The organism is Pseudoalteromonas luteoviolacea H33-S, assembly GCF_001625695.1.
Taxonomy (GTDB): Bacteria; Pseudomonadota; Gammaproteobacteria; order Enterobacterales; family Alteromonadaceae; genus Pseudoalteromonas; species Pseudoalteromonas luteoviolacea_B.
On the sequence record NZ_AUXY01000111.1, the window covers coordinates 91,392 to 111,419 of the forward strand.

18 protein-coding genes are annotated in these 20,028 nt (G+C 44.0%); 8 read left to right on the forward strand and 10 right to left on the reverse strand.

From position 1 onward, the window contains the following. Positions 1–39: 39 nt before the first annotated feature. The 5 genes from N477_RS22040 to N477_RS22060 form a co-directional block, all read right to left on the reverse strand. The gene (locus tag N477_RS22040) at positions 40–723 is read right to left on the reverse strand and encodes a 4'-phosphopantetheinyl transferase family protein (RefSeq protein WP_063361583.1); all 684 of its coding nucleotides are present in this window, start codon (positions 721–723) and stop codon (positions 40–42) included. Positions 724–811: 88 nt separating this feature from the next. Next, positions 812–1,207: a hypothetical protein gene (locus tag N477_RS22045; RefSeq protein WP_063361582.1), complete on the reverse strand. Its 396-nt coding sequence runs from the start codon at positions 1,205–1,207 to the stop codon at positions 812–814. Beyond that, positions 1,207–2,835, reverse strand: coding sequence for a S41 family peptidase (locus N477_RS22050; RefSeq protein ID WP_063361581.1), 1,629 nt, complete (start codon positions 2,833–2,835; stop codon positions 1,207–1,209). Before N477_RS22050 ends, N477_RS22045 begins: the two co-directional genes overlap by 1 nt. A 189-nt stretch (positions 2,836–3,024) precedes the next feature. Continuing rightward, positions 3,025–3,657, reverse strand: coding sequence for an endonuclease (locus tag N477_RS22055; RefSeq protein ID WP_063361580.1), 633 nt, complete (start codon positions 3,655–3,657; stop codon positions 3,025–3,027). Between the two features lie 65 nt (positions 3,658–3,722). Then, positions 3,723–4,430, reverse strand: a complete 708-nt coding sequence (locus tag N477_RS22060; protein ID WP_063361579.1) for a hypothetical protein — start codon at positions 4,428–4,430, stop codon at positions 3,723–3,725. A 181-nt stretch (positions 4,431–4,611) separates the two neighbouring features. Between N477_RS22060 and N477_RS22065 the strand changes: the two genes are divergently transcribed. Together N477_RS22065 and N477_RS22070 are read left to right on the forward strand one after the other, a co-directional pair. Beyond that, on the forward strand, positions 4,612–4,992 hold the full coding sequence (locus N477_RS22065; protein WP_063361578.1) for a hypothetical protein: 381 nt from the start codon (positions 4,612–4,614) through the stop codon (positions 4,990–4,992). 414 nt (positions 4,993–5,406) lie between these two features. Continuing rightward, complete coding sequence (locus N477_RS22070) at positions 5,407–6,585, forward strand: DUF3103 family protein (protein ID WP_063361577.1); 1,179 nt, start codon at positions 5,407–5,409, stop codon at positions 6,583–6,585. Between the two features lie 151 nt (positions 6,586–6,736). Here N477_RS22070 and N477_RS22075 read toward each other — a convergent pair whose 3' ends face one another. Then, positions 6,737–8,365 carry an endonuclease gene (locus N477_RS22075; protein ID WP_063361576.1) on the reverse strand — a complete coding sequence of 543 codons (1,629 nt, stop codon included), beginning with the start codon at positions 8,363–8,365 and terminating at the stop codon, positions 6,737–6,739. 269 nt (positions 8,366–8,634) lie between these two features. Here N477_RS22075 and N477_RS22080 point away from each other — a divergent pair, with 269 nt between their 5' ends. The 4 genes from N477_RS22080 (at position 8,635) to N477_RS22095 (ending at position 13,698) form a co-directional block, all read left to right on the forward strand. Continuing rightward, on the forward strand, positions 8,635–10,455 hold the full coding sequence (locus N477_RS22080) for an assimilatory sulfite reductase (NADPH) flavoprotein subunit (protein ID WP_063361575.1): 1,821 nt from the start codon (positions 8,635–8,637) through the stop codon (positions 10,453–10,455). A 51-nt stretch (positions 10,456–10,506) separates the two neighbouring features. After that, positions 10,507–12,231 (forward strand): assimilatory sulfite reductase (NADPH) hemoprotein subunit, encoded by a 1,725-nt coding sequence (cysI, locus tag N477_RS22085; protein ID WP_063361574.1) that lies wholly within the window; start codon positions 10,507–10,509, stop codon positions 12,229–12,231. A gap of 38 nt (positions 12,232–12,269) precedes the next feature. Next, a complete protein-coding gene (locus N477_RS22090; RefSeq protein WP_063361573.1) occupies positions 12,270–13,010 on the forward strand; it encodes a phosphoadenylyl-sulfate reductase in 741 nt (246 codons plus the stop codon). A 178-nt stretch (positions 13,011–13,188) separates the two neighbouring features. Then, a complete protein-coding gene (locus N477_RS22095; RefSeq protein WP_063361572.1) occupies positions 13,189–13,698 on the forward strand; it encodes a DUF4124 domain-containing protein in 510 nt (169 codons plus the stop codon). A gap of 43 nt (positions 13,699–13,741) precedes the next feature. On the opposite strand, the gene N477_RS22100 is transcribed toward N477_RS22095, so the two are convergent. Genes N477_RS22100 through N477_RS22110 form a run of 3 tightly spaced genes read right to left on the reverse strand, consistent with a single transcriptional unit; the run spans position 13,742 to position 15,716 of the window. Continuing rightward, the gene (locus tag N477_RS22100) at positions 13,742–14,842 is read right to left on the reverse strand and encodes an NAD(P)/FAD-dependent oxidoreductase (protein ID WP_063361571.1); all 1,101 of its coding nucleotides are present in this window, start codon (positions 14,840–14,842) and stop codon (positions 13,742–13,744) included. A 5-nt stretch (positions 14,843–14,847) separates the two neighbouring features. Next, positions 14,848–15,306, reverse strand: a complete 459-nt coding sequence (locus N477_RS22105) for a PaaI family thioesterase (RefSeq protein WP_063361570.1) — start codon at positions 15,304–15,306, stop codon at positions 14,848–14,850. A gap of 17 nt (positions 15,307–15,323) precedes the next feature. Further along, positions 15,324–15,716 (reverse strand): RNA-binding S4 domain-containing protein, encoded by a 393-nt coding sequence (locus N477_RS22110; protein WP_063361569.1) that lies wholly within the window; start codon positions 15,714–15,716, stop codon positions 15,324–15,326. Between the two features lie 163 nt (positions 15,717–15,879). On the opposite strand from N477_RS22110, the gene N477_RS22115 reads away from it, so the two are divergent. After that, positions 15,880–16,164 (forward strand): hypothetical protein, encoded by a 285-nt coding sequence (locus tag N477_RS22115; protein ID WP_063361568.1) that lies wholly within the window; start codon positions 15,880–15,882, stop codon positions 16,162–16,164. 70 nt (positions 16,165–16,234) lie between these two features. Here the strand turns inward: N477_RS22115 and N477_RS22120 are convergent, their stop codons facing one another. Then, a complete protein-coding gene (locus N477_RS22120; RefSeq protein WP_063361567.1) occupies positions 16,235–17,218 on the reverse strand; it encodes an extracellular solute-binding protein in 984 nt (327 codons plus the stop codon). 51 nt (positions 17,219–17,269) lie between these two features. On the opposite strand from N477_RS22120, the gene N477_RS22125 reads away from it, so the two are divergent. Further along, on the forward strand, positions 17,270–19,993 hold the full coding sequence (locus tag N477_RS22125) for a putative bifunctional diguanylate cyclase/phosphodiesterase (protein ID WP_081216420.1): 2,724 nt from the start codon (positions 17,270–17,272) through the stop codon (positions 19,991–19,993). Positions 19,994–20,028: the final 35 nt, after the last annotated feature.

Genomic DNA, 20,028 nt, shown 5'->3' on the forward strand with positions numbered 1-20,028 from the left:
AAAACGATGCAATCGCATCGTTTTTATTTACTGAGTCACTTAGCCGAGATGCACACACTCGGTGAGCACCATTTCATCGCTACTTTGGTAATACACAGTTATTTCAGTGCCTGCAGGTAAAGTTGGGTGCAAACTGGCCGTTAAGGCAAAACGCAAGTGCTTAACATCGTGGTCAATGAGCTTTGCAGCATCAAAACCAAAGAATGTTTGCACCACGCTATATAGCGCCTTATAAATACTTTCTTTTGCAGAAAACACCAAAGTCAGTGGTTTTGGATGATCTTGACCCAGTGCAGCAAAAGCTGTCGCTTCATCATCCCGTAAAATTTGGCCACGCAGCTCATTTTCTTGTTTATCAGACATCATATGCTCTATGTCAATGCCAAGGCCTAACACGTCCACTTTGTCTGTGGCGATTGCCATTGCGACCCCTTTGCTGTGAGTGATTGAGCCATTAACCCCTTCAGGCCAAATAGGCGCGCGACTTTCGGCGCTTTGTACCACATAATGAGGGCGTCCAAGTTGCTGTATTGCGTTGGCGGCACACACGCGCCCTGCAAGGTACTCAGCTTTTCGTTTTGCCACGGCACGACCTAACTTACTTGGTAGAGGTTGGTTAAAATGTGCAAAGTCAGCGTCCTGATATTGCTCTGGGCTAAATGCCATGCAGTGATAAGCAAAAGGCAATTGAGGTTGAAATGATGACATGGGCATGATGTGCATATAAGACTCCTTGGCTGAACCGCCTTAGTGTCTCTGATCACCTTCGTGGATGCAAGCTAGGTAACTGACGGATTAAACTCAGTTTTTACTAGTCTTCACTTTCATAGGCGATACAGCGAGAGTACTGCAGCACAATAAATTGCGTGGTTTTTGGATAGTAAAGCACGCACTGCTTTTCGCGAAGTTGTAGTTCAAATGCGCTAATGGGGAGCGCAGATAATTCGGTATAGCTCATACCTGCCGTGTTCTTAACGGCAGATTGCCCATACGATAACAGCAGTTGTGGCGTGTGAGTAAAAACATCAATAGCGAGGGTTGGTGTACTCCCTCCTTTTAGTTTTACAATGGCATCACCGAGTTCTTGCAGTACGGAGGGGGTAACCTCTGTGAGCAGTGCTGGTTGAATGTTATTAGTATCATGGCTATTGCTACAGGCACTGATAAACAGTGCCGTTACAGTACTTATGAGCAGTTTTGCGTTCATCACTGATCCATGTTTATATCTATATATACAGCACCGTGTTTAAGCGGCTGGAAAGGAACAGTAAACGGCGCAACGTCGTTCATGGTGTCTGGCGCGGTGGCTGTTTGCGAATAAGATGTGCGCCCTTGACGCTCAGGGGCTGGGCAGTTGCCTGTGGCGATATGATGCAGTGCCCCAGCAAATAGCCTTTCACTTTTATCGCCTAGATCTTTACTAAAATCATCATCTAGACGACAGCCCGGTACTTTGGCATCAAGGCCTGTTTCGCCTATCACGCTGGCCTGCGGTGTAATGATGAAACCATCTTCGTAATCACCAAACCCTTTTGCGTTAGCGGATTTGTTTTGAATGGTATAGTACACTGTGCCGCAGTTCTGCTCAGGAACAAACCCAAACGGCTTACCTCGAGTATCGTCACCAATTAAGATCACTTCAACATCGATTCCACGCAGTGCGTTAATGACACTCTCACTGGCAGAGGCGGTATCACCAGTGCTCAGCACATAAACACGTTTCATTTGCGGCGATGGAAGTTGGTCGTTGTTAAGTCTCAGCGTTGTCCAGTTAACAGACTGATTGATAAACTCAAGCGGTTCATTTTTACTACTTTGCTTATCATTATGTGTTTTGATAGAGAAGTCACGGCCATTGGACTGGCTGCCGGCTATCATATAACTGAGCTGCGATGCTTGAATGACAATACCACCGCCATTGTAGCGCATATCCAAAATGAGCTCGTCGATATTGTCTTGGTTAAATTTTGCAAATCCGTCAATTAAGTCATCCTGTGCACTCGCAACAAATTGATTAAATTGCATATAACCAACTTGCTTGCCTTGATGCTCAAATACTTGGGTGTTTTTCACTGGCACGAGTTCAAGATTTTGTGCCGTCATCGTAATCACTTTTTCCTGCCCATTACGGTCGAGCAAAGTGAGTGTAACGACTTGATTTGGCTGCGGTGTAAAGGCGGTGAGAATTTGTTCTCTGTCTTCGTTCGTGAAAGTTAAAAAATCTATGTCACCTACCTTAAGGAGTCTGTCACCGCGCTGCACACCGGCATCGGCGGCTGGGGTATTATCATTCACATAAGCCACATAGGCCATACGAAATTGTGGAATAGTCCATGAAAGGCCAAAACTTGCGGAGACGCCGTCTTGTGATTCTTTTTTATAGTCTTCATAACTTTCGCTGAAATGAAATTGATCTTTGTCTTGACCACTGGCCGTTTTCTGGAATGTTTTTAACTGAGCAAAGTAAGCGGCAACGGTTGAGAAAGTATTTGGATCATTATCAATCACCTCATCATACCAAAGATAGGTTTCATGACTAAATGAACGCAGCCACATTTTCTCATGCATCATGGTGCCAGCAACATCAGGGTATGCGGTATTCTCAAACGGGTCAATGCCACTGCGAGGCGATTCACAGCGGTGTGCAAACTGCGAAGAGGGAGAAAATTGACCAGCTTGCCAAGTCGGTGCTGTGGTATCAGGCGTGGGTGCGGGAGTGGGAGTGGTTGGTGTGTTTACTGTGTTGGTACCACCAGAGCCGCCACAACCCGTCATTAAGGTTGATGTGAGTGCCATGCCAAGTGCGAGGTATAACGTGTTATTGCTCAATCTCATATCTATTCCTAACTATTTACCACACTGCCCTAAATGACTAGACCTGAATTAATGTGTGATGCTTTCAATTGTACTTGCAATATCAATATTAGAACCAAACTATCAATTGCGGCTTTGGATTACAATCTAATTGGCGTGTGTTACCAATTTAAATACACAGAGATGAAAACTTTCATGTTTATGGGTAATTTAATACTCAATTTGTGCCCAGGCCTCAAATAATTTCTGTTGTTTATCGCTGATGGTCAAACCATAGGTTTGCTGCATATAAAAATAGGCGTGTGCAATTTGCTTGCGGGCTGCTGGAGGGGGCTCAATAACGCGTTGCTTAAAATTAACCTTCACTGCGCAATTGCCATGTCTAAAGGGCGTATCTGGCAACATACCAAAACGATAGTTACTGCGATCCCCATTTATTTCCCCGATTGCGGGGGCCAAGTTATTAGGATCGGCCTCCATACGACGAAACAGGGCGTTGACTTTACGACAGTTGGCGCGACCACCTTCTTGCCAGCATTGCAGTTGATGGCCGAACTCCCATGCTGGCACTATGTGCTCCCATTCAATTCGGGTTGTACGGCTGTTGGGCTTGCCATTGCGTGTAATTGGTTTTCTTGGCTGATAACCGCATTCTTGTGTTATCGGGATGAGCTTTTTTCCCTGTCGGGTGATACCACACCCGCAATATAACGTCTTGGCTGTATCACTGAGCTGCGAAGAGAGATGTTTTTTTGCCTGATAGAAGCTGGTGAAAGTATCTGCCGCCGCTGGGTGTGTGTAAAGCAGTAAAAACAGCAAGCAACTCAATGGTAGAAAGGGCATGTCTCTCACCTTAGGTGAACGTCGAAACTGCCCTTAGATTATCCTATTTTTTTGCTTAATTGTAGTTAGTTAGGTTGGCGGCGTCTGCGTCGCCAAGGGGGGGATTGTAATAACAAGATAAACCCTGAAATACAAAACAGTACGCTGGTAGCAGAGAAAGAAATAAGCAGTGGGTTATTGAAGTCATCTCTTTCGTCATAGTCCATGATATGCAGCATCCAAAAGAAATCAAAAATGCGCCATATTGTGCTGCGCACAGTGATCACTTGTCCGCTATCAGCGTCAAGATAAATAGTAGTGCTGACGCTGTCAGCAAATACAACTTGCCAAATATTTTTTCGATATTGCACCTCTCTTGGTCCTTCAGCCAAAAATGTCGCTTGTGCAATTTGGGCTTCGCCTAGATAATGCGCTTTGGCTTGTTGCTCAATTTTAGCTTGGTTGGGTGCTTGAAACAATGCGCCTGTCTTACCATTAAAATAAGCACTTGTATTGCCATTTAATTTGATGATTGGGGTATCTAAAAAGTGTGTGTATTCAATGCTGTTAAGCCCTGTAACTTGCTGCTTTAAGCTGTCTAAGCTTGCGCTGTAATGCAATGCATTGTAAGGGTTGTCTAGCTGTCGATTGGCGAGGTGCTTGCCATGTACCATTTCTAACGGAATGGCGCTCATTACAAGTCCACCAAGTAGCCAAGCAAATATTTGCAGAGCCAGTAAATAACCAAGGTATTTGTGTATTTTTCTGGCGGGTTTTAATGCGGTTTTGATCATTGCTCTGTTTTTTAGTCAAAATTGCTGATAGCTTATTGAAATTGGCGTAAAATCCACAGTGACAAATTGTCGCACCCAAAAGTATGACTTATTGTGTACATTGCAAATGTCTATGCTAGCGTGCAGACAGAGTATAAACATAGGGCCTAAGGTCCACTCAAAGCAAGGTAACGCATTCGCAATGTCAGAAATCCAATTTTTAAATGTCGACTTAGAGTTAGAATCCAAACATGACATCTCCGCTTTGGTTGCAGATTTGAAGCGCAATGCGGTTGTATTGCACTATGACAAAGATGAGTATCGTGAACTTGCGCGTATTGAAGCCAGTGTTGAAGTGAGTAGCCCAAATAAAGCGATAAATCATCTTTGCGAACTCATAGAGTCATGTTCAAAAGCGGCGCTTAAGCAATGGCTTAGCTGTAAAAAACGCACATTTGATATTGGTTTTGTATCCGGTGAAGCACCAAAGTGTTATTCACAAGCAATTGATGTAGATACTTTATTAAGGATCTCTGCGATTGGCGCAGGGATTGAAATTACCCTTTATCCTATCGAAAAATAACCTCGCTTTGTTACTGGGCCTCATAGTTCGAGGCCTGTTGATCCCCGCTTATCACATCCACGCTTACTTCCAACTACACTACAAAATATTTTAAATACAATAAAATCATTAGCTTATTTTGTATGTCTATAATGATGATACCTTTGGCGCGAGTTAATTTTAATGAGACTAAGCTCGATGCGGTTAATTATTATCCATAATGAATTATTGCTAAAAAATTTATTATTTCAGACTCCCTAAAACTAAATCTTTATCTATTAAATTCATATATATAGCAAAAAGTTAAAAATTTACATGTTAATTCATTATTAATTTCTTGATAAATTAAGTGGGCTGTTTTAATGTGGCTATGCGAGTAAACACACTTTAATCGCTGCTTTTGAGTAAACACACGGATTATTTCAAGGAAATGTTATGCATAGGTTACTAAAGTTAGCCTCAGTGACTATCGCTATGGCTTTAATGAGTGGAAAAACGCTAGCACAATCGCTTGATGTACAGTCAAGTTTAGAATCTTCGTTGCATTCGGTTGATAAGTTTAATACTGCAAGTTTTCAGGTCGCCGACATTAAACGCGTTGTTGCCAAAGCCGTTGCCCGAGATATTATCAGTCACGAGCAGGCTTGGTTAGGACAGCTGAATAGTTTCAATAAACTTAATCTCTCAAAAATGATGCTTTCCAGTGATGTCTCAGCTCTTGGCTCAAAGGCCAGTGGATTGACGCGTCAATTGAAAGGCTTACCAAGTGGCGGTCATCAAGTTTTCCAAGTCCGTTTAGCCGATGAAGCCATGCTGGATGCTTGGCAACAAGGTCAGTCACCTTTAGTTGCATTTGCGCCTCGCGGTGAAGATACACAGTGGCTACATGTCGAGGCTTTTGATAAACATGGCCAGCTCCATTTACTCGATGCGACACAATTACCACAGCAGCCAGTATTGGTGGTTGAACTTGATAAGCAAATCGTGCACAAGGCGGGAATTGCGGTAATGCGTGAGGTGTTTACTCAGCACCAAATCAACCATTCCTCAGTGGATGGTACTGCGGTGCTCAACTCATTACACGCTGATACAGCTATTTCTACCTCAGTGATCAATCGTATTCGGCTCAATGATGACAAAGAGCCTTGGATATCCGGTGCGGCAGAAGTCTATGCGATAGTTAATGGCGTCAGCCCAAGCAGAGATGAACCTGTGCTCGATGTTGTCGATTTGCCGTATCTAGATCATGATGGGCAAGACTATGCGCCGAACCAAATTTTAATTCATTGGGAACGTTATCGTTGGCAAGCAGCTGATGTATTGCTGATGGAACACGACGATAATACCAACTACCAAGAATTGGCAGTGGCTTTTTTAGATGTGGTCACTCAAGCGATGAAATTGATCCCCAACCCCAAAGTGCAGGGCTATGCCATTATTCCTCAGTTAACCAATGAACTGATCAAAGCGATGCCGAGCCACTGGTTTAGCAATGATGATGACTATGTTGATGTGTTTTACACCCTATTTGAAAACCGCAGGTACTCCAATTTAATGGGGGCCAGCAACAATGCCAAAATGACTTTATCTCCCTTAACGATAGAGCCTAGGTAAGTGCGCTTTTAAATCGCAGCGGTGGTGGAAGATCGATTCGATTTATAAGTTAGGAACACGGTTACCTTACCTACTTTAACACTCACGTAGACTCTGCGCTGAGTATGTTATGCGGCCTAATGGAATGGGCCGCTTTTTTCTTTTTTTATGCTTACCAAATCAGGTCTACAAATTCAGGGTGATCCACATAAGGGTTGCGATTGCCTTGATATTCATAGGCCGCTTGATTACGCGCGCGCTCTATATCATCGACAGGATCCTGCTGATGCCAACGTTTAAGCATAGTAATCACCCAAGTTTCATAGACAAGTCCTGACGTACCATTGAGCACATCACTGCCGTAACTTGATTTGTTGTGCCAGCTGGCAATGACATTTTCATAGCGCGTCGCCATATAGAAATAAATTCGCGCAAAGTCACCTTTGAAAGTATCAATGGGCTCAAATACCGTGCCGTTATAGCCAATGCCAGATGCGCTCCCGACTTTACTGCCATTAGAAGAGGTGTAGCTGGCATTGCCTACTTCACCAAATGGAAAGCTATTGCGCTTAGCATTCACATAGCCATCGGAGGCAACAATATGGTGTACGTCTGAGTTCATTGGCTCCACTTTGCCACCAAACCAACTTTTTGGAAAAGAGTGTTCACGGTTATAACAGTCTCCCTCACCACGATAACTGCCACACTGATCGCCCACCGCAACAAAATTAATGGCATCAGCATTTGTTGGCTGCTCGGAATAACGATCAAGTACAGAGTTATCTTTTTCAAAATAGCGGTCGCGTTCATGTTGGTCGATGAAGGACCATAAAGCACCATAGCCTTGGTTGTTGTGGTTTTTAATGATGGCGTGTAGTTCTGATTTGAGGGCAAGGCCAGTTAAGCCTGCAGCAGTGGCATAATAGCCTGTGGGATCTTGGCCGTTGCCGCCGTCATTACCTAGGGTAAATTGCTTTTGTTCTTGATTGGTAAATTGCCCACCAGATATCAGGATTTGACCATTATGGAAAAACTCGTAACGGCCATTACCTTGGGAGCAGCAAATACCATCACCGTAGCTGTCTAAAATCGTGAAGGTATAGGTATCATCGGTTAAACACAGGGTCTCTGTGATGGTTTGATTATTACTGTAACCACTGCCATTTTTTATGACTTGTCCAGCTTTGTTTGCAAGTTGCCAGCTGGTTTCGCTCGCGTAGTTATCAGTTTTGAGCGTAAAGCTCACCGTATTGTGTTGGCAGTTTTCTGGTGGGGGAGGTGGTGGTGTCGTTGCTGTGCCTGTGCTGTAGTTGTCGACATATACGACTTCGCTACCGTCAAACCCGGTGACATCGTAAAACCGCAAGCCAACTTCAATGTTTTTTGAAGTACTTGCCTTGTATTGATAGTTTATTTGTTGCCATTGAGCTGTTAGCTGTGAGTTTGAATATCCTCGATAACCATCAACATATAGACGGGCTTTGATTCCCCCTTCGGTGTGATAAACCCAGGTGCTGAAGTCATATGTTTGCCCTGCAACAACGGCAATGCTTTGGCGAAAATCTGTATTGCCTTGTGTTGCAGTATTAACGGTAATGGCGGCCGCTGTTTGACCGGCTTGCACAGGCGTTGTAACTGGAGATGTTGTGATCCCAGAATCAATGATAGACCAATTACTCGGTCTATCGTATTGCCATTGTTCAAAGCTACCATTATTGATTTGCGCTTGGCTGCCTGCACTAAAAATTGTTGCTAAAACAGCTGGTTGATAATATTTTTTTATTGTCCTATATATTTTCATTGTGTTCTCTTATTGTGTTGGGCTGATAAAACACGGAAGAAGAACTGCACCTCCGTTATTAAAATGTTAATAAAAAACAGATCAAAAAATAAACACTTCTTTTAATCTGTTTTCGTTGGTGTTTTTTTCTTTTCATAACTAAAAAGAATAACAAAGCAGATACTGTTCTTTTTGTTGAGGGATAGGAACAGTATCCTGCATGCTATTAAATGACCTGCACACTAAAGTGCCAGAGCAAGTAAATCGAAATGGGTTACGGGGAATAAACAATGTTGTTAAGTCAACTGAGTGCTGCGGCAAGTCCGCTTTCACAAGAACAACTGCAAAAGTTACAGGGGTTAGTGGCTGAACTAAACCCTATTCAACAAGCTTGGGTGAGTGGTTACTTGGCTGCAAATGCCAATACTGCGGCGCTTGGAGGCGTGCTTGGTCAAGCTGCGGCACCTGCGCAAGATACTGCGCCATTAACTATCTTATATGGTTCGCAAACAGGTAATGCAAAGGGCGTTGCTGCTCAGCTAGAGGCACAGGCTAAATCACGTGGCCTAGATGCTAAGTTGGTGAACATGGCGGATTATAAGCCTGGCAATTTAAAGAAAGAAAAATTCATTGCTGTTGCTGTATCAACGTACGGTGAAGGTGAGCCGCCAGAAGACGCTGAAAATCTACATGAGTTTTTAGTCGGCAAAAAAGCGCCTAAATTAGATGGCGTTAAAATTGCGGTGCTAGGCTTGGGAGATTCAAGTTATGAATTCTTCTGTCAAACGGCCATTGATTTTGAAGAGCGCCTACAAAAGCTAGGTGCTGAAAGTGTCGTTGCGCGTGCTGATTTAGACGTTGACTATGAAGAGCAAGCTGAGGCGTGGATTGCATCAGCACTTGATGCATTTGAGCCAGAACTCAAAGCGCAGCAAGCTGCTGGTGGCGCAACGAATGTTGTGAGTGCCCCGTTTGGTGCACCGCAAGCTGCACATAGCCAGTATACAAAGCAAAACCCATTTACCGCTGAAATTTCATCGGCTGTGAAAATTACCGGTCGTGATTCAACCAAAGATGTACGTCATATCGAAATTGATCTTGACGGCTCTGATATTAGCTATCTGCCAGGCGATGCATTAGGTGTGTATTTCTTAAATGATGAAGCACTGGTTGATGAGGTACTTAGCACATTAAATATCGACCCTCAGAGCGAAGTAAAACTGGGTGATGACACCTTCAGTGTGCGCGATGCACTGATTGAAAAACTTGAACTGACTCAGTCATATCCTGGGTTTGTTGAAAAGTATGCGACGGCCATTGGGAATGAGGAATTGGCTAAGCTAGTAACAGACAAAGCAGCGCTGCGTGAATATTTAGAAGCGCGCCAGATCTTTGATGTTATCAAACAAAACCCAAGCGAGATTGCTGCGCAAACACTGGTTGAGTGTTGTCGCAAACAACAAGCGCGCTTGTACTCTATCGCGTCGAGCCAAGCAGAGGTGGAAGAAGAAGTTCATCTAACGGTTGGTTTAGTCGAATTTGAAGCATTTGGCGAGCAGCATTTTGGCGGTTGTTCTGGTTTCTTAGCGCATCGCGTTGAAGAGGGCACGAAAGTTAAGGTGTTCAGTGAGCACAATGATAACTTCCGTTTGCCAAGTGATGATAACACACCTGTGATCATGGTTGGTCCAGGTACAGGTATCGCGCCATTTAGAGCATTTTTACAAGAGCGTGATGCGCGAGAAGCTGAAGGAGACAATTGGTTGCTCTTCGGTAACCCGCACTTTACACAAGATTTCTTATACCAAGTAGAAATTCAAGGGTATGTGAAATCAGGATTGCTAAGTCGAGTTGATTTAGCATTTAGCCGGGATCAGGCAGAAAAAATTTACGTTCAAGACCGCTTACGTGAAAAGGGCGAAGAAGTTTTTGCTTGGTTAGAAAAAGGAGCACATTTCTATGTGTGTGGCGATGCTACACGTATGGCCAAAGATGTGCATCAGGCGCTGTTAGACATCGTGAAAACCTATGGTGGTAAAGATGATGAACAGGCCGAGCAGTATTTGAAAGAGTTGCGTAGTGCTAACCGTTACCAAAAAGACGTCTACTAATAGACGTCATCACGCACTTTTACCGTCACTGTATAGAATTTAGGAAAAACCATGAGCAATCAAGATTTTAAGCCCAATAGTAAGCACGATCCTGAGGCGAAATTTGCTGACAACGAACGTTTAAAAACAGAAAGTCAGCACTTACGCGGTACCATTGAAACCGATTTAGGCGACCAACTAACTGGTGGCTTTACTAAAGATAACTTCCAGCTGATCCGTTTCCATGGTATGTATCAGCAGGATGACCGCGATATTCGTGCTGAGCGTGCCAAGCAGAAGCTAGAGCCGCTGCACAATGTGATGTTACGTGCACGTATGCCTGGCGGTATCATTAAGCCTGAACAATGGCTTGCCATTGATAAGTTTGCAGAAGAGAAAACGTCTTACGGCAGTATTCGTCTGACAACACGTCAAACATTCCAGTTCCATGGTGTGTTAAAGCCGCATATCAAAGAAATGCACTTAACCTTGCATGATGTGGGTGTCGACTCAATTGCAACTGCGGGTGACGTAAACCGAAATGTATTGTGTACAACGAATCCTGTAGAGTCAGAGCTTCACCAAGAAGCGTATGAGTGGGCTGCGAAGATCTCGGAGCACTTACTGCCAAAAACACGTGCTTATTTAGAGATCTGGTTAAATGGCGAGCGCAAAGATTCAACAGAGCTAGAGCCAATTTTAGGTTCTACTTACTTGCCTCGTAAGTTTAAAACCACGGTTACTATCCCACCGAATAACGAAGTGGATGTGCACGCGAATGACTTGAACTTTGTTGCGATTGCTGAAGAAGGCAAGTTAGTTGGCTTCAACGTACTTGTTGGTGGTGGTCTTGCAATGACGCACGGTGATGTGAACACCTACCCGCGTCGTGCTGATGACTTTGGCTTTATTCCACTTGAGCATACGCTAGCAGTGGCAGAGCATGTTGTTGGTGTGCAGCGTGACTGGGGTAACCGCGTAAACCGTAAAAACGCAAAAACCAAATATACACTAGATGCATTTGGTATTGATGCGTTTAAAGAGGAAGTGGAGAAGCGTGCTGGCGTCAAGTTTGCTGAGAGTCGTCCATATGAATTTACTCACCGTGGCGATCGCTTCGGTTGGGTTGAAGGCATCGATGGCAAACATCATCTGACGTTATTCTTACAAAGTGGTCGTATTCTAGATTATCCAGGCCAGCCTCTGAAAACAGGTTGTCGCAAAATTGCAGAGATCCACAAAGGTGATTTCCGCATGACTGCAAACCAAAACTTAATCATCGCGGGTGTGGCTGAAGAAGACAAAGCTGAAATAGAAAAAATTGCCCGTGAGCACGGCTTAATTGATGACACGCACACCGAACAGCGTAAAAGCTCAATGGCGTGTGTGGCACTTCCTACTTGTCCACTGGCGATGGCAGAAGCGGAACGTTATTTACCTGAGTTGGTAGAAAAAACAGAAGCGCTATTAGCAAAACACAGCATTCCAAACGATGACATCATCATGCGTGTGGTGGGTTGTCCAAACGGCTGTGGCCGTGCGATGTTGGCGGAAGTGGGCTTTATTGGTAAAGGTCCAGGTAAATACAATGTTTATCTTGGCGGTAACCGTGAAGGTACGCGTGTTCCTAAGCTTTATCTAGAAAACGTCAGTGAAGATGTTTACCTTCCTGCGCTGGATGAGTTGATAGGTCAGTGGGCTGCTGAGCGTCAAGAGCAAGAGTGCTTTGGTGATTTTGTGATCCGCAAAGGTATTGTTGCGGAAGTTAAAGTTTCAAAAACAGATTTCCACGCTTAATAATAAGGGCCCGATAGGGCCCCATAATAGGACAAGCTATGAGCGAATTTAAGCAAATATTAACCCTAGATAAAGCAACACAGCAGGCATTGCTTGCTGATGCGAATGGCATGCTGGCACAAAAAAGTGTCGAAGAGCGTGTTGCTTGGGCGCTTGAGAATCTGCCTGACACCCATATGCTGTCGTCAAGTTTTGGTATTCAAGCGGCGGTGATGCTGCACCTCGTATCACAGCAAAAAAATGATATTCCTGTGGTCTTAACTGACACCGGTTACCTATTCCCAGAAACTTATCAGTTTGTGGATGAATTGACTGAAAGGCTGAAGCTAAACCTCAAAGTGTATCGCAGCGAATATAGTCCAGCTTGGCAAGAAGCTAAATTCGGTAAGCTGTGGGAGCAAGGTGAAGAAGGCATTAAACACTACAATACTTTGAATAAAGTTGAGCCAATGACACGTGCACTGCAAGAGTTGCAAGTTGGTACTTGGTTTAGTGGCCTGCGTCGTCAGCAATCTTCAACGCGCTCTGATAAGCAGATCCTAGAAATTAGCCGAGGTAGTGTAAAAGTTTACCCTATCATTGACTGGCATAATCGAGACGTTTATCAGTACTTAACTAAGCATGACTTACCTTATCACCCGCTTTGGGAGCAGGGGTATGTGTCTATGGGGGATGTGCATACGACGCGTAAACTAGAGCCGGGTATGACTGAAGAGGAAACTCGCTTTTTTGGTCTTAACCGTGAATGTGGTTTACACATTGATGGTGATGGCATCTAAATGTTTTATGAGCCGCAGCATAGATTGCGGCTTTTTTATTAACTTTTCAAAACCACGCAATTCTACCTGCCATTTCCAACTCATTTTCTATTGATAATTTTTTGCCCAATTGTCAAACTGTGCGCAATACCAAGCTATACTTTACAAGTGTGGCCTCAAGTGAAAAAGGAGTGCCGAAATGAAATCCGCAAGTTATATGTTAATTATGATGATGTTAGTTGGACTCGCGTCATTATTTATCATCAAGCGACCTGACGGTAAGCCCTATCTCAGCATTGATATGATTTTTGGCAAAGCACAGCAAGAAGCAAATGCGTTGTTCGATAAATCAAAGCGTGAGCTTAATGATGCGGTTAATAGTGCGAAAGGGATGATGGATGGCGAAGCGGCTAAAGCGTCACAAGCGACCATTTATAAATGGCAAGATGCCAAGGGAAACTGGCACTATTCAGATAGACCAAACACCCGTGTTAATAGTCAAGTACATACTTTGGACCCGACGAAAATAACCATTATGGCGGCCGAGAATACCGATATTTTGAAGGAAAAAGCACAGAATACGGACGGCTTAGAGGGTAAAAACGGTATTAACAGCATGAATCCCAGTGAGGTGAAAAAGCTGGTGCAAGATGCGCAAAATGTACAAAAGCTAATGGATCAAAGAGCGAAACAGCTTGATGATACATAAAATCAAAATGATGATAAAAAAGGCGACATAGATGTCGCCTTTTTTATGCAGCAATAAGCTGATCCGCGACAGACTGAGCCAGAGAGAGACTAGCCGTCAATCCCGGCGACTCAATGCCAAATAAATTAATAAGGCCAGGAATGCCGTGAATATGCCTATCTTCAATGAAGAAATCTTGTGACCCAGTTGTTTGTAACTTAGGTCTTATTCCCGCGTAATCAATTTGTAATTTACTCTTTTCAACCTGTGGCCAGTAGCGCTGTATGGCTTGATAAAACTTATCTAAAGCGCTGTTATCTGTTGCGTAATCAATGGCGTCGATAAACTGAGTATCTGGTCCAAAGCGTAACTGGCCTGCTAGATCAATGGTGGCGTGTATACCGAGTCCATGCTGCTCTGGCACAGGATAAATCAGGTGCTTAAATGGATGTGCCCCTTGGTAGCTAAAATATTGTCCGCGACAATAGTGAATAGGCGGTATCTTTGCACTGCTTAGCCCTTCAATTTTTGCCGCATTGTGCTGTGCAAATAGGCCGCCTGCGTTTATCAAGTGGGTGCAGCTGAGCGTGAAGGTTTGACCCTCACACTTGAGTGTTACCAAAAATCCCTGCTTTACTGGTGTTGCACTGATAAATTGTGTATTTGCTACAAAGTGCCCTTGGTTTTGCTCCAGTTGACCTATCAAGGAGAGCATCAACTGATGACTGTCGATAATGCCGGTTGAGGGTGAAAAGAGCCCTTCTTTGGCTTTTATCTGCGGCGCTTTTTGTTGCAGCTCTGCTTGGCTTAGCCAATATAGGTCGTCTACACCATTTTGTTCGGCCTGCAATATGAGCTTTTCTAGCGTCTGTATTTCAGCATCGTTTTGCGCTGTGATTACCTTACCGAGCTGTTTGACCGGCACGCCATAGTCTTTACAGTGCTGATAAAGTAGCGCTTTACCTGCGACACAATGACACGCTTTTGCACTGTCGGTGGGGTAATAAATACCAGCGTGGATCACTTCGCTATTGCGGCTGCTGGTGTGCTCTCCAAAATGTTTACCTTGCTCAACCACGAAGACTTCTCGATGCTGGCTAAGCTTGGCTGCAATGGATAGACCGACCACACCGGCACCGATGATCAATGTATCAATATGGTCCATGATGTTTAGATACTTCGCTGCTTGTCTGGACGCTCAATCACAGCAGCAGTCATACGTGACACACAACATAATTCACCTTTGGCATTGGTGATCTTCACCTCCCATACCGACGTGCGTTTACCCAAATGCAGTGGCTTGGCGGTGGCGCGCAATGTGCCGTTTCGAGAGGCTTTTAAATGATTGGCATTGATCTCTTGGCCAACACAGTAAAAGCGCTCAAAATCAACGACAAAGTTTGCCGCATAGCTAGCGACAGTCTCTGCTAAAGCTACATTGGCACCGCCATGCACCATACCGATTGGATTGTGGTGATGGACGGTCGCAGGCATGGTGGCCACTAAATAGTCATCGCCAATTTCATCGATTTCGATGCCAAGGGTGGCCATTAATGAGCCTTTACCGTGTAAGCCTTTATCTAGAGATTGGCAAAGTTCCTTGGTAATGGGTTTAAACCAAATGCTCATTGCTTGAGAACTCCTTGTTATCCAAAAGAAATAGGTTTACGGCCTGTCTTACTGTCGACCTGCCCCTGTTTTTTACGCTTTTTATTCCCGCTTTTTCTTTTATTAGCTGTACTTTTTGTTGTGGCGGTTTTAGGCGCTTTAGGTGGTGTAACAGGTTCGGGAGGACGCGGATTGGGGATTGCATCTTCGGCGAGCGTCAGCATAAAGACCTCACCGTCAAAGTGCAGCGTGTCACCAGAGTAAATTTTTCTGCGTTTTTGCGTGCATAGCTCGTTATTCACAGCAATGTAGCCGAGGGTGATCAGCTGTTTTGCCTGTCCGCCAGTTTCTGCGAAATCGAGTACTTTGAGTAAATTGCAAAGCTCGATGGGTTCTTCTTCAAGTTCAATTTCAACGTATTCTTGATTCATATCACAACTCATAATGCGACTTTGCGACAGTATACCGTGCAGTTAAGATGAATGACGAAACTTTTTCGTGATTGTTGTGGTCTTTAATGTAATTGCAGCATTTGGTGTGTATTTTGCTTGCAACTTTGATTGATTCCATTTTGACAACACAGGGAGATCAACCATGGGTATTCGCTCTAAACTAAAAAAAGAGCTGATGAATTTGGACGCACTGGGTTTAATGACCGCCGATGACGTGCGTGCTTACCTTAATGTTCACCTTAAGATTGCGCGTGATAAGTTCTCGCTGATCTCACGTTTCAACACGCATCACAGCCAAGTCCAAGCGGGTTTGCCGAGCACTGAAAAGGCGTTGAAATTTGAACGTCATAGATTATTTAAAGATGTGCTTTACCCAAAAACGGCGGTTCAAAAGTGGCTTTCGCAAGCCTGTCAGACATGCGGATGAGTATGACCTCAAGGTGCACCAAATTCGATCATAGGGTGCACTTGTTTGTGTCGAATATCACAACATAGCCTTAAACGGCAGGTACTTTGTTGGCTTTTTGTGTGTACTCTAAACTTAAGTTGATGTTTTCCAATGCTGGCTTGAAGGGCAGTTGATAGCCTTCGATGGCGACCACAGGAAATTCATTGAGCAGCTGCGCATACATTTTTTGCGTTTGTGGAAGTAATAAAAAGTCGATAAATGCCAGTGCATTCTCTTTGTTTGGGGCATGTTTTGCGATGGCTGCCGTGGTGGTAGAAACGGGCGTTGTCCCATTTGCCATTTGCAAAAAGTGCATTGCAAGTTGCGAGGCAATTTTCACTTCCTGCTTATTATTCGACTGTTTCATCATATGCCAGTAATAATGATTTGCCAGTGCATATTGGCATTGTCCTTTGGCAAGCCCACGTAGCTGATCTCTATCGCCACCTGAAGGGCGCTTTGCTAGCAGTTTGTTGGCGTTTTTTATCCATTGAGTATCTTGTTCACGATTGCCTGATAGCAAACTGGCAAACAAGGTTTTGTTATAGCTATGACGCCAATCTCTAACACAAAACTTGCCCTGCATGTGCGGCTCACTGAACTGCGCAAAGTAGGTTGGAATAAATGCACTGGATGTATCGTTTTTTCGGGTGAATAGTGCACGGGTTCGCATGGAGAGGCTCACCCAGTGCTGATCTGGATCTTTAAACACATCAGGCAGAACAGACCAACCTTTTAACTCCGTCATCGGCTGTAATAGTGCGCGATGGGCACTGAGTTGCACCAAATCGGAGCTGAGAATCACATCTGCTCGAGACTGTGCACCGTCGGCTTTTAGACGTGAAAGTAAAAAGTGAGACTTGCCATTGACCAAGTTTACTTTGACCCCACTGTGTTGTTCAAAAGCTTGCAGCATTGGCTTGATAAGTTCGTACTTGCGGAACGAATAGACGTTAAGTTCGTCATCGTTGGATAAAACTTGGGTACTTAGTAGCAAAAACGGGTAAAAACAACAAAGTTTACTTTTAATCATCGCAAATAAGAATTATTATCAAGTGGTGCAATGGTACAGTGTTATGAGCGGATGTCTAGAGTAAAAAAGTGGGAAAAATTCTTTCAATCACCAATTAAGTTTGGCGGTTGGATTTACAGCATATACTTGTTCGTGATCTGCTATATGGCGGTGATTTTCCATGATCATTACACTCAGCGCAGTCATCATCAGCTTGAGCAGCAAGTGTCGCAATATCAATCTAGAATGGGTGAGCAACTGCAGCGTTTTGCTCATTTGTTATATTCGATAGAAGCTTATCTAAGGGCAACGCCAGAGATCACGCCGGAACAGTTTTATCATTTAGCCCAATCTCAATTAGCGGGTTTAGAGCTTGAGTTAAGTTTGGAATCCTACGCCGTTATCGAGCGGGACCAAGTTGCTCAGTTGGAGCAACAGTATCGTGAATTGGGCTTTTTCGATTTTACGGTACACTTGCCGCACACGCAAAGCATTCGCTATTTAACCATGGTTAAGACTGCGCCAGTGTCTGAGTTTGGTCATTTGCTAGGAAGTGCCGTAGCGATATCGGATACGTTATCTGAACGTCTAAAAAACAGTGAGTTACAAGCAGTGAATTGGCCGATGTCTGATCGTTGGAGCGTTGTTATTGAGCAATTTCACAGTGCTAGTATCGCGAAGGCATTGGGTATAGGCTTTGAGTTACAACACTTATTGGAAGGCTTATTCAGTCAAGTTTACCAAGACAATGGCCATCAAGTTAGAGTACTGTCTGGGGATAAATTACTGTTTACATCAGATTGGCAAAGCCATCATCAATTATCCGATAAGCAACCGGGTATCATTGAAAATATGGACTTTTTTGGTCATCAGATTGAAATTCATCTCTATACGCAAGAACAGCTTGAGCCTTCATTTTTCAATAATTATTCGCTGATCATCGCCATGGTAGTATTAATTGCGGCTGCGCTGGGGTTGATGGTGTTGTTTCAAGTACGTTATTTATCAAGACAGCATCAAACGGTGAATACGCTTGTAGAAGAGCGCACGGCAAGCTTGGCACAGGCGAACGATCAATTAAAACATGCCTCTGACAAAAGGCTATTTGCACTGCAACAGCAAATTGTTGCTGAGCGCAAATATAAAAGTTTATTTGTTAACAGCAGTGAAGGACTATTTGTCCTAGATAAACATGGCGTGCTGGTAGATGCAAACCCGGCTTTTAAAGCGTTGCTCAGTGGTCAAGCGTCACCATTTAATGGCCTGAAACTCAGTGATTTAATGCTCGATAGTGACTTTGCTGCGACGTGGCGCAAGATGGTCTCAAGGTTTGAGCAGCACGATGAATTGGAGTGGTTAGCGGGTTCAAACCACTCTAGTGGCGTTTGGTTGCGACAGACTGGCTCATGGATCTGTCATAGTCATGACACCATCTATGAAGGCCGTGTGACAGATATTACGCAGATCAAGCTATTTAATGAGCAGCTTAAATATAAGGCCCAGCATGATAGCTTAACGGATTTGCTAAATCGGCAGACTTTTTTACAGTTGGTTGAAGCTTGCCGAACCCGCAACTCGGGTCAATTTGTTTTACTCTATATCGACCTAGACCGCTTTAAATTGATCAACGACACATTAGGTCATCTTGCTGGTGATAAGTTGCTGGTTGAATTTGCTGCTCGGATGCGAGAATTGGTTGGCAGTTATGCGGATATTGCGCGTTTAGGTGGCGATGAATTTGCTGTATTGCTTGATGCGAATGCATTGCAGGCGCCTTTAGAGCTGCTGCTTGAAGATATTTTAGTTGCCGTACGAGAGCCATTTATTTATCAAGGGAGCAGGCATTCGGTCAGTGGCAGCGTTGGTGTGCGTCGTTTTACGGCGCCTTGTCACAATTATGAAGCAGAGAAGCTATTGCATGATGCCGATGTGGCGATGTATGAAGCGAAAAAGCGCGGTAAAAATGACTTTCATATCTTTACCTCGACCATTGCTGATGAAGCTGCTCGTCGTTTATTGATTGAGCGCGAATTACAAACGCTGAATATGGACACTGAGTTGTCACTGCGATTTCAGCCTATTTATTGTCAGCTCGGAAAATCCATTGTTGGGTTTGAAGCACTCCTGCGTTGGCATAGTCCAAAGCTTGGTATAGTCAGTCCTGCAGAGTTTATTCCAATTGCTGAAGAGTGCGCGCAAATTGTTAAATTAGGGCATTGGGTTTTTTCTCGTGCTATGCAGTGTGTGCAGCGCTTTCCCAATAAACGCATTTTTATGAGTGTGAATGTCTCGCCTTTACAATTGCAACATAAAGGGTTCATGACTTGGTTACTGCAACAATTTAAGCAGACAGAGTTAGACCCTACACAATTTAAAATTGAACTCACTGAATCGGCGATGATGGCGCAGGAAAATAGCTTGATTGCGCCACTGCAAAAATTGCATGAGATGGGTTTTGGTATTTATATTGATGATTTTGGTACAGGTTATAGTAGCTTATCTCGCTTAAATGTATTGCCTGTAGATGGTTTGAAGATAGATCGCGCATTCGTAAACGGAATTGAGAACGTGGGGAATCCACGCCAGTTGATTGAGGCTATTTGTGCCATCGCTAACAGCTTCAACCTCACAGTGACAGCAGAAGGGATAGAGCAATCTGCGCAGTTGTCGGTATTGTCTTCTCTTTATTGTCAGCAAATGCAAGGCTATTTGATGAGTAAGCCTTTATTAGAAGAAGAAGCTTTGCATTTACTGTATCTTGAGCAGAACAAAAAAATTGCCGAGTTTGCCAGTTAATAGGTTGACCTCAACTTTGCTTTAGGTTTTATCTT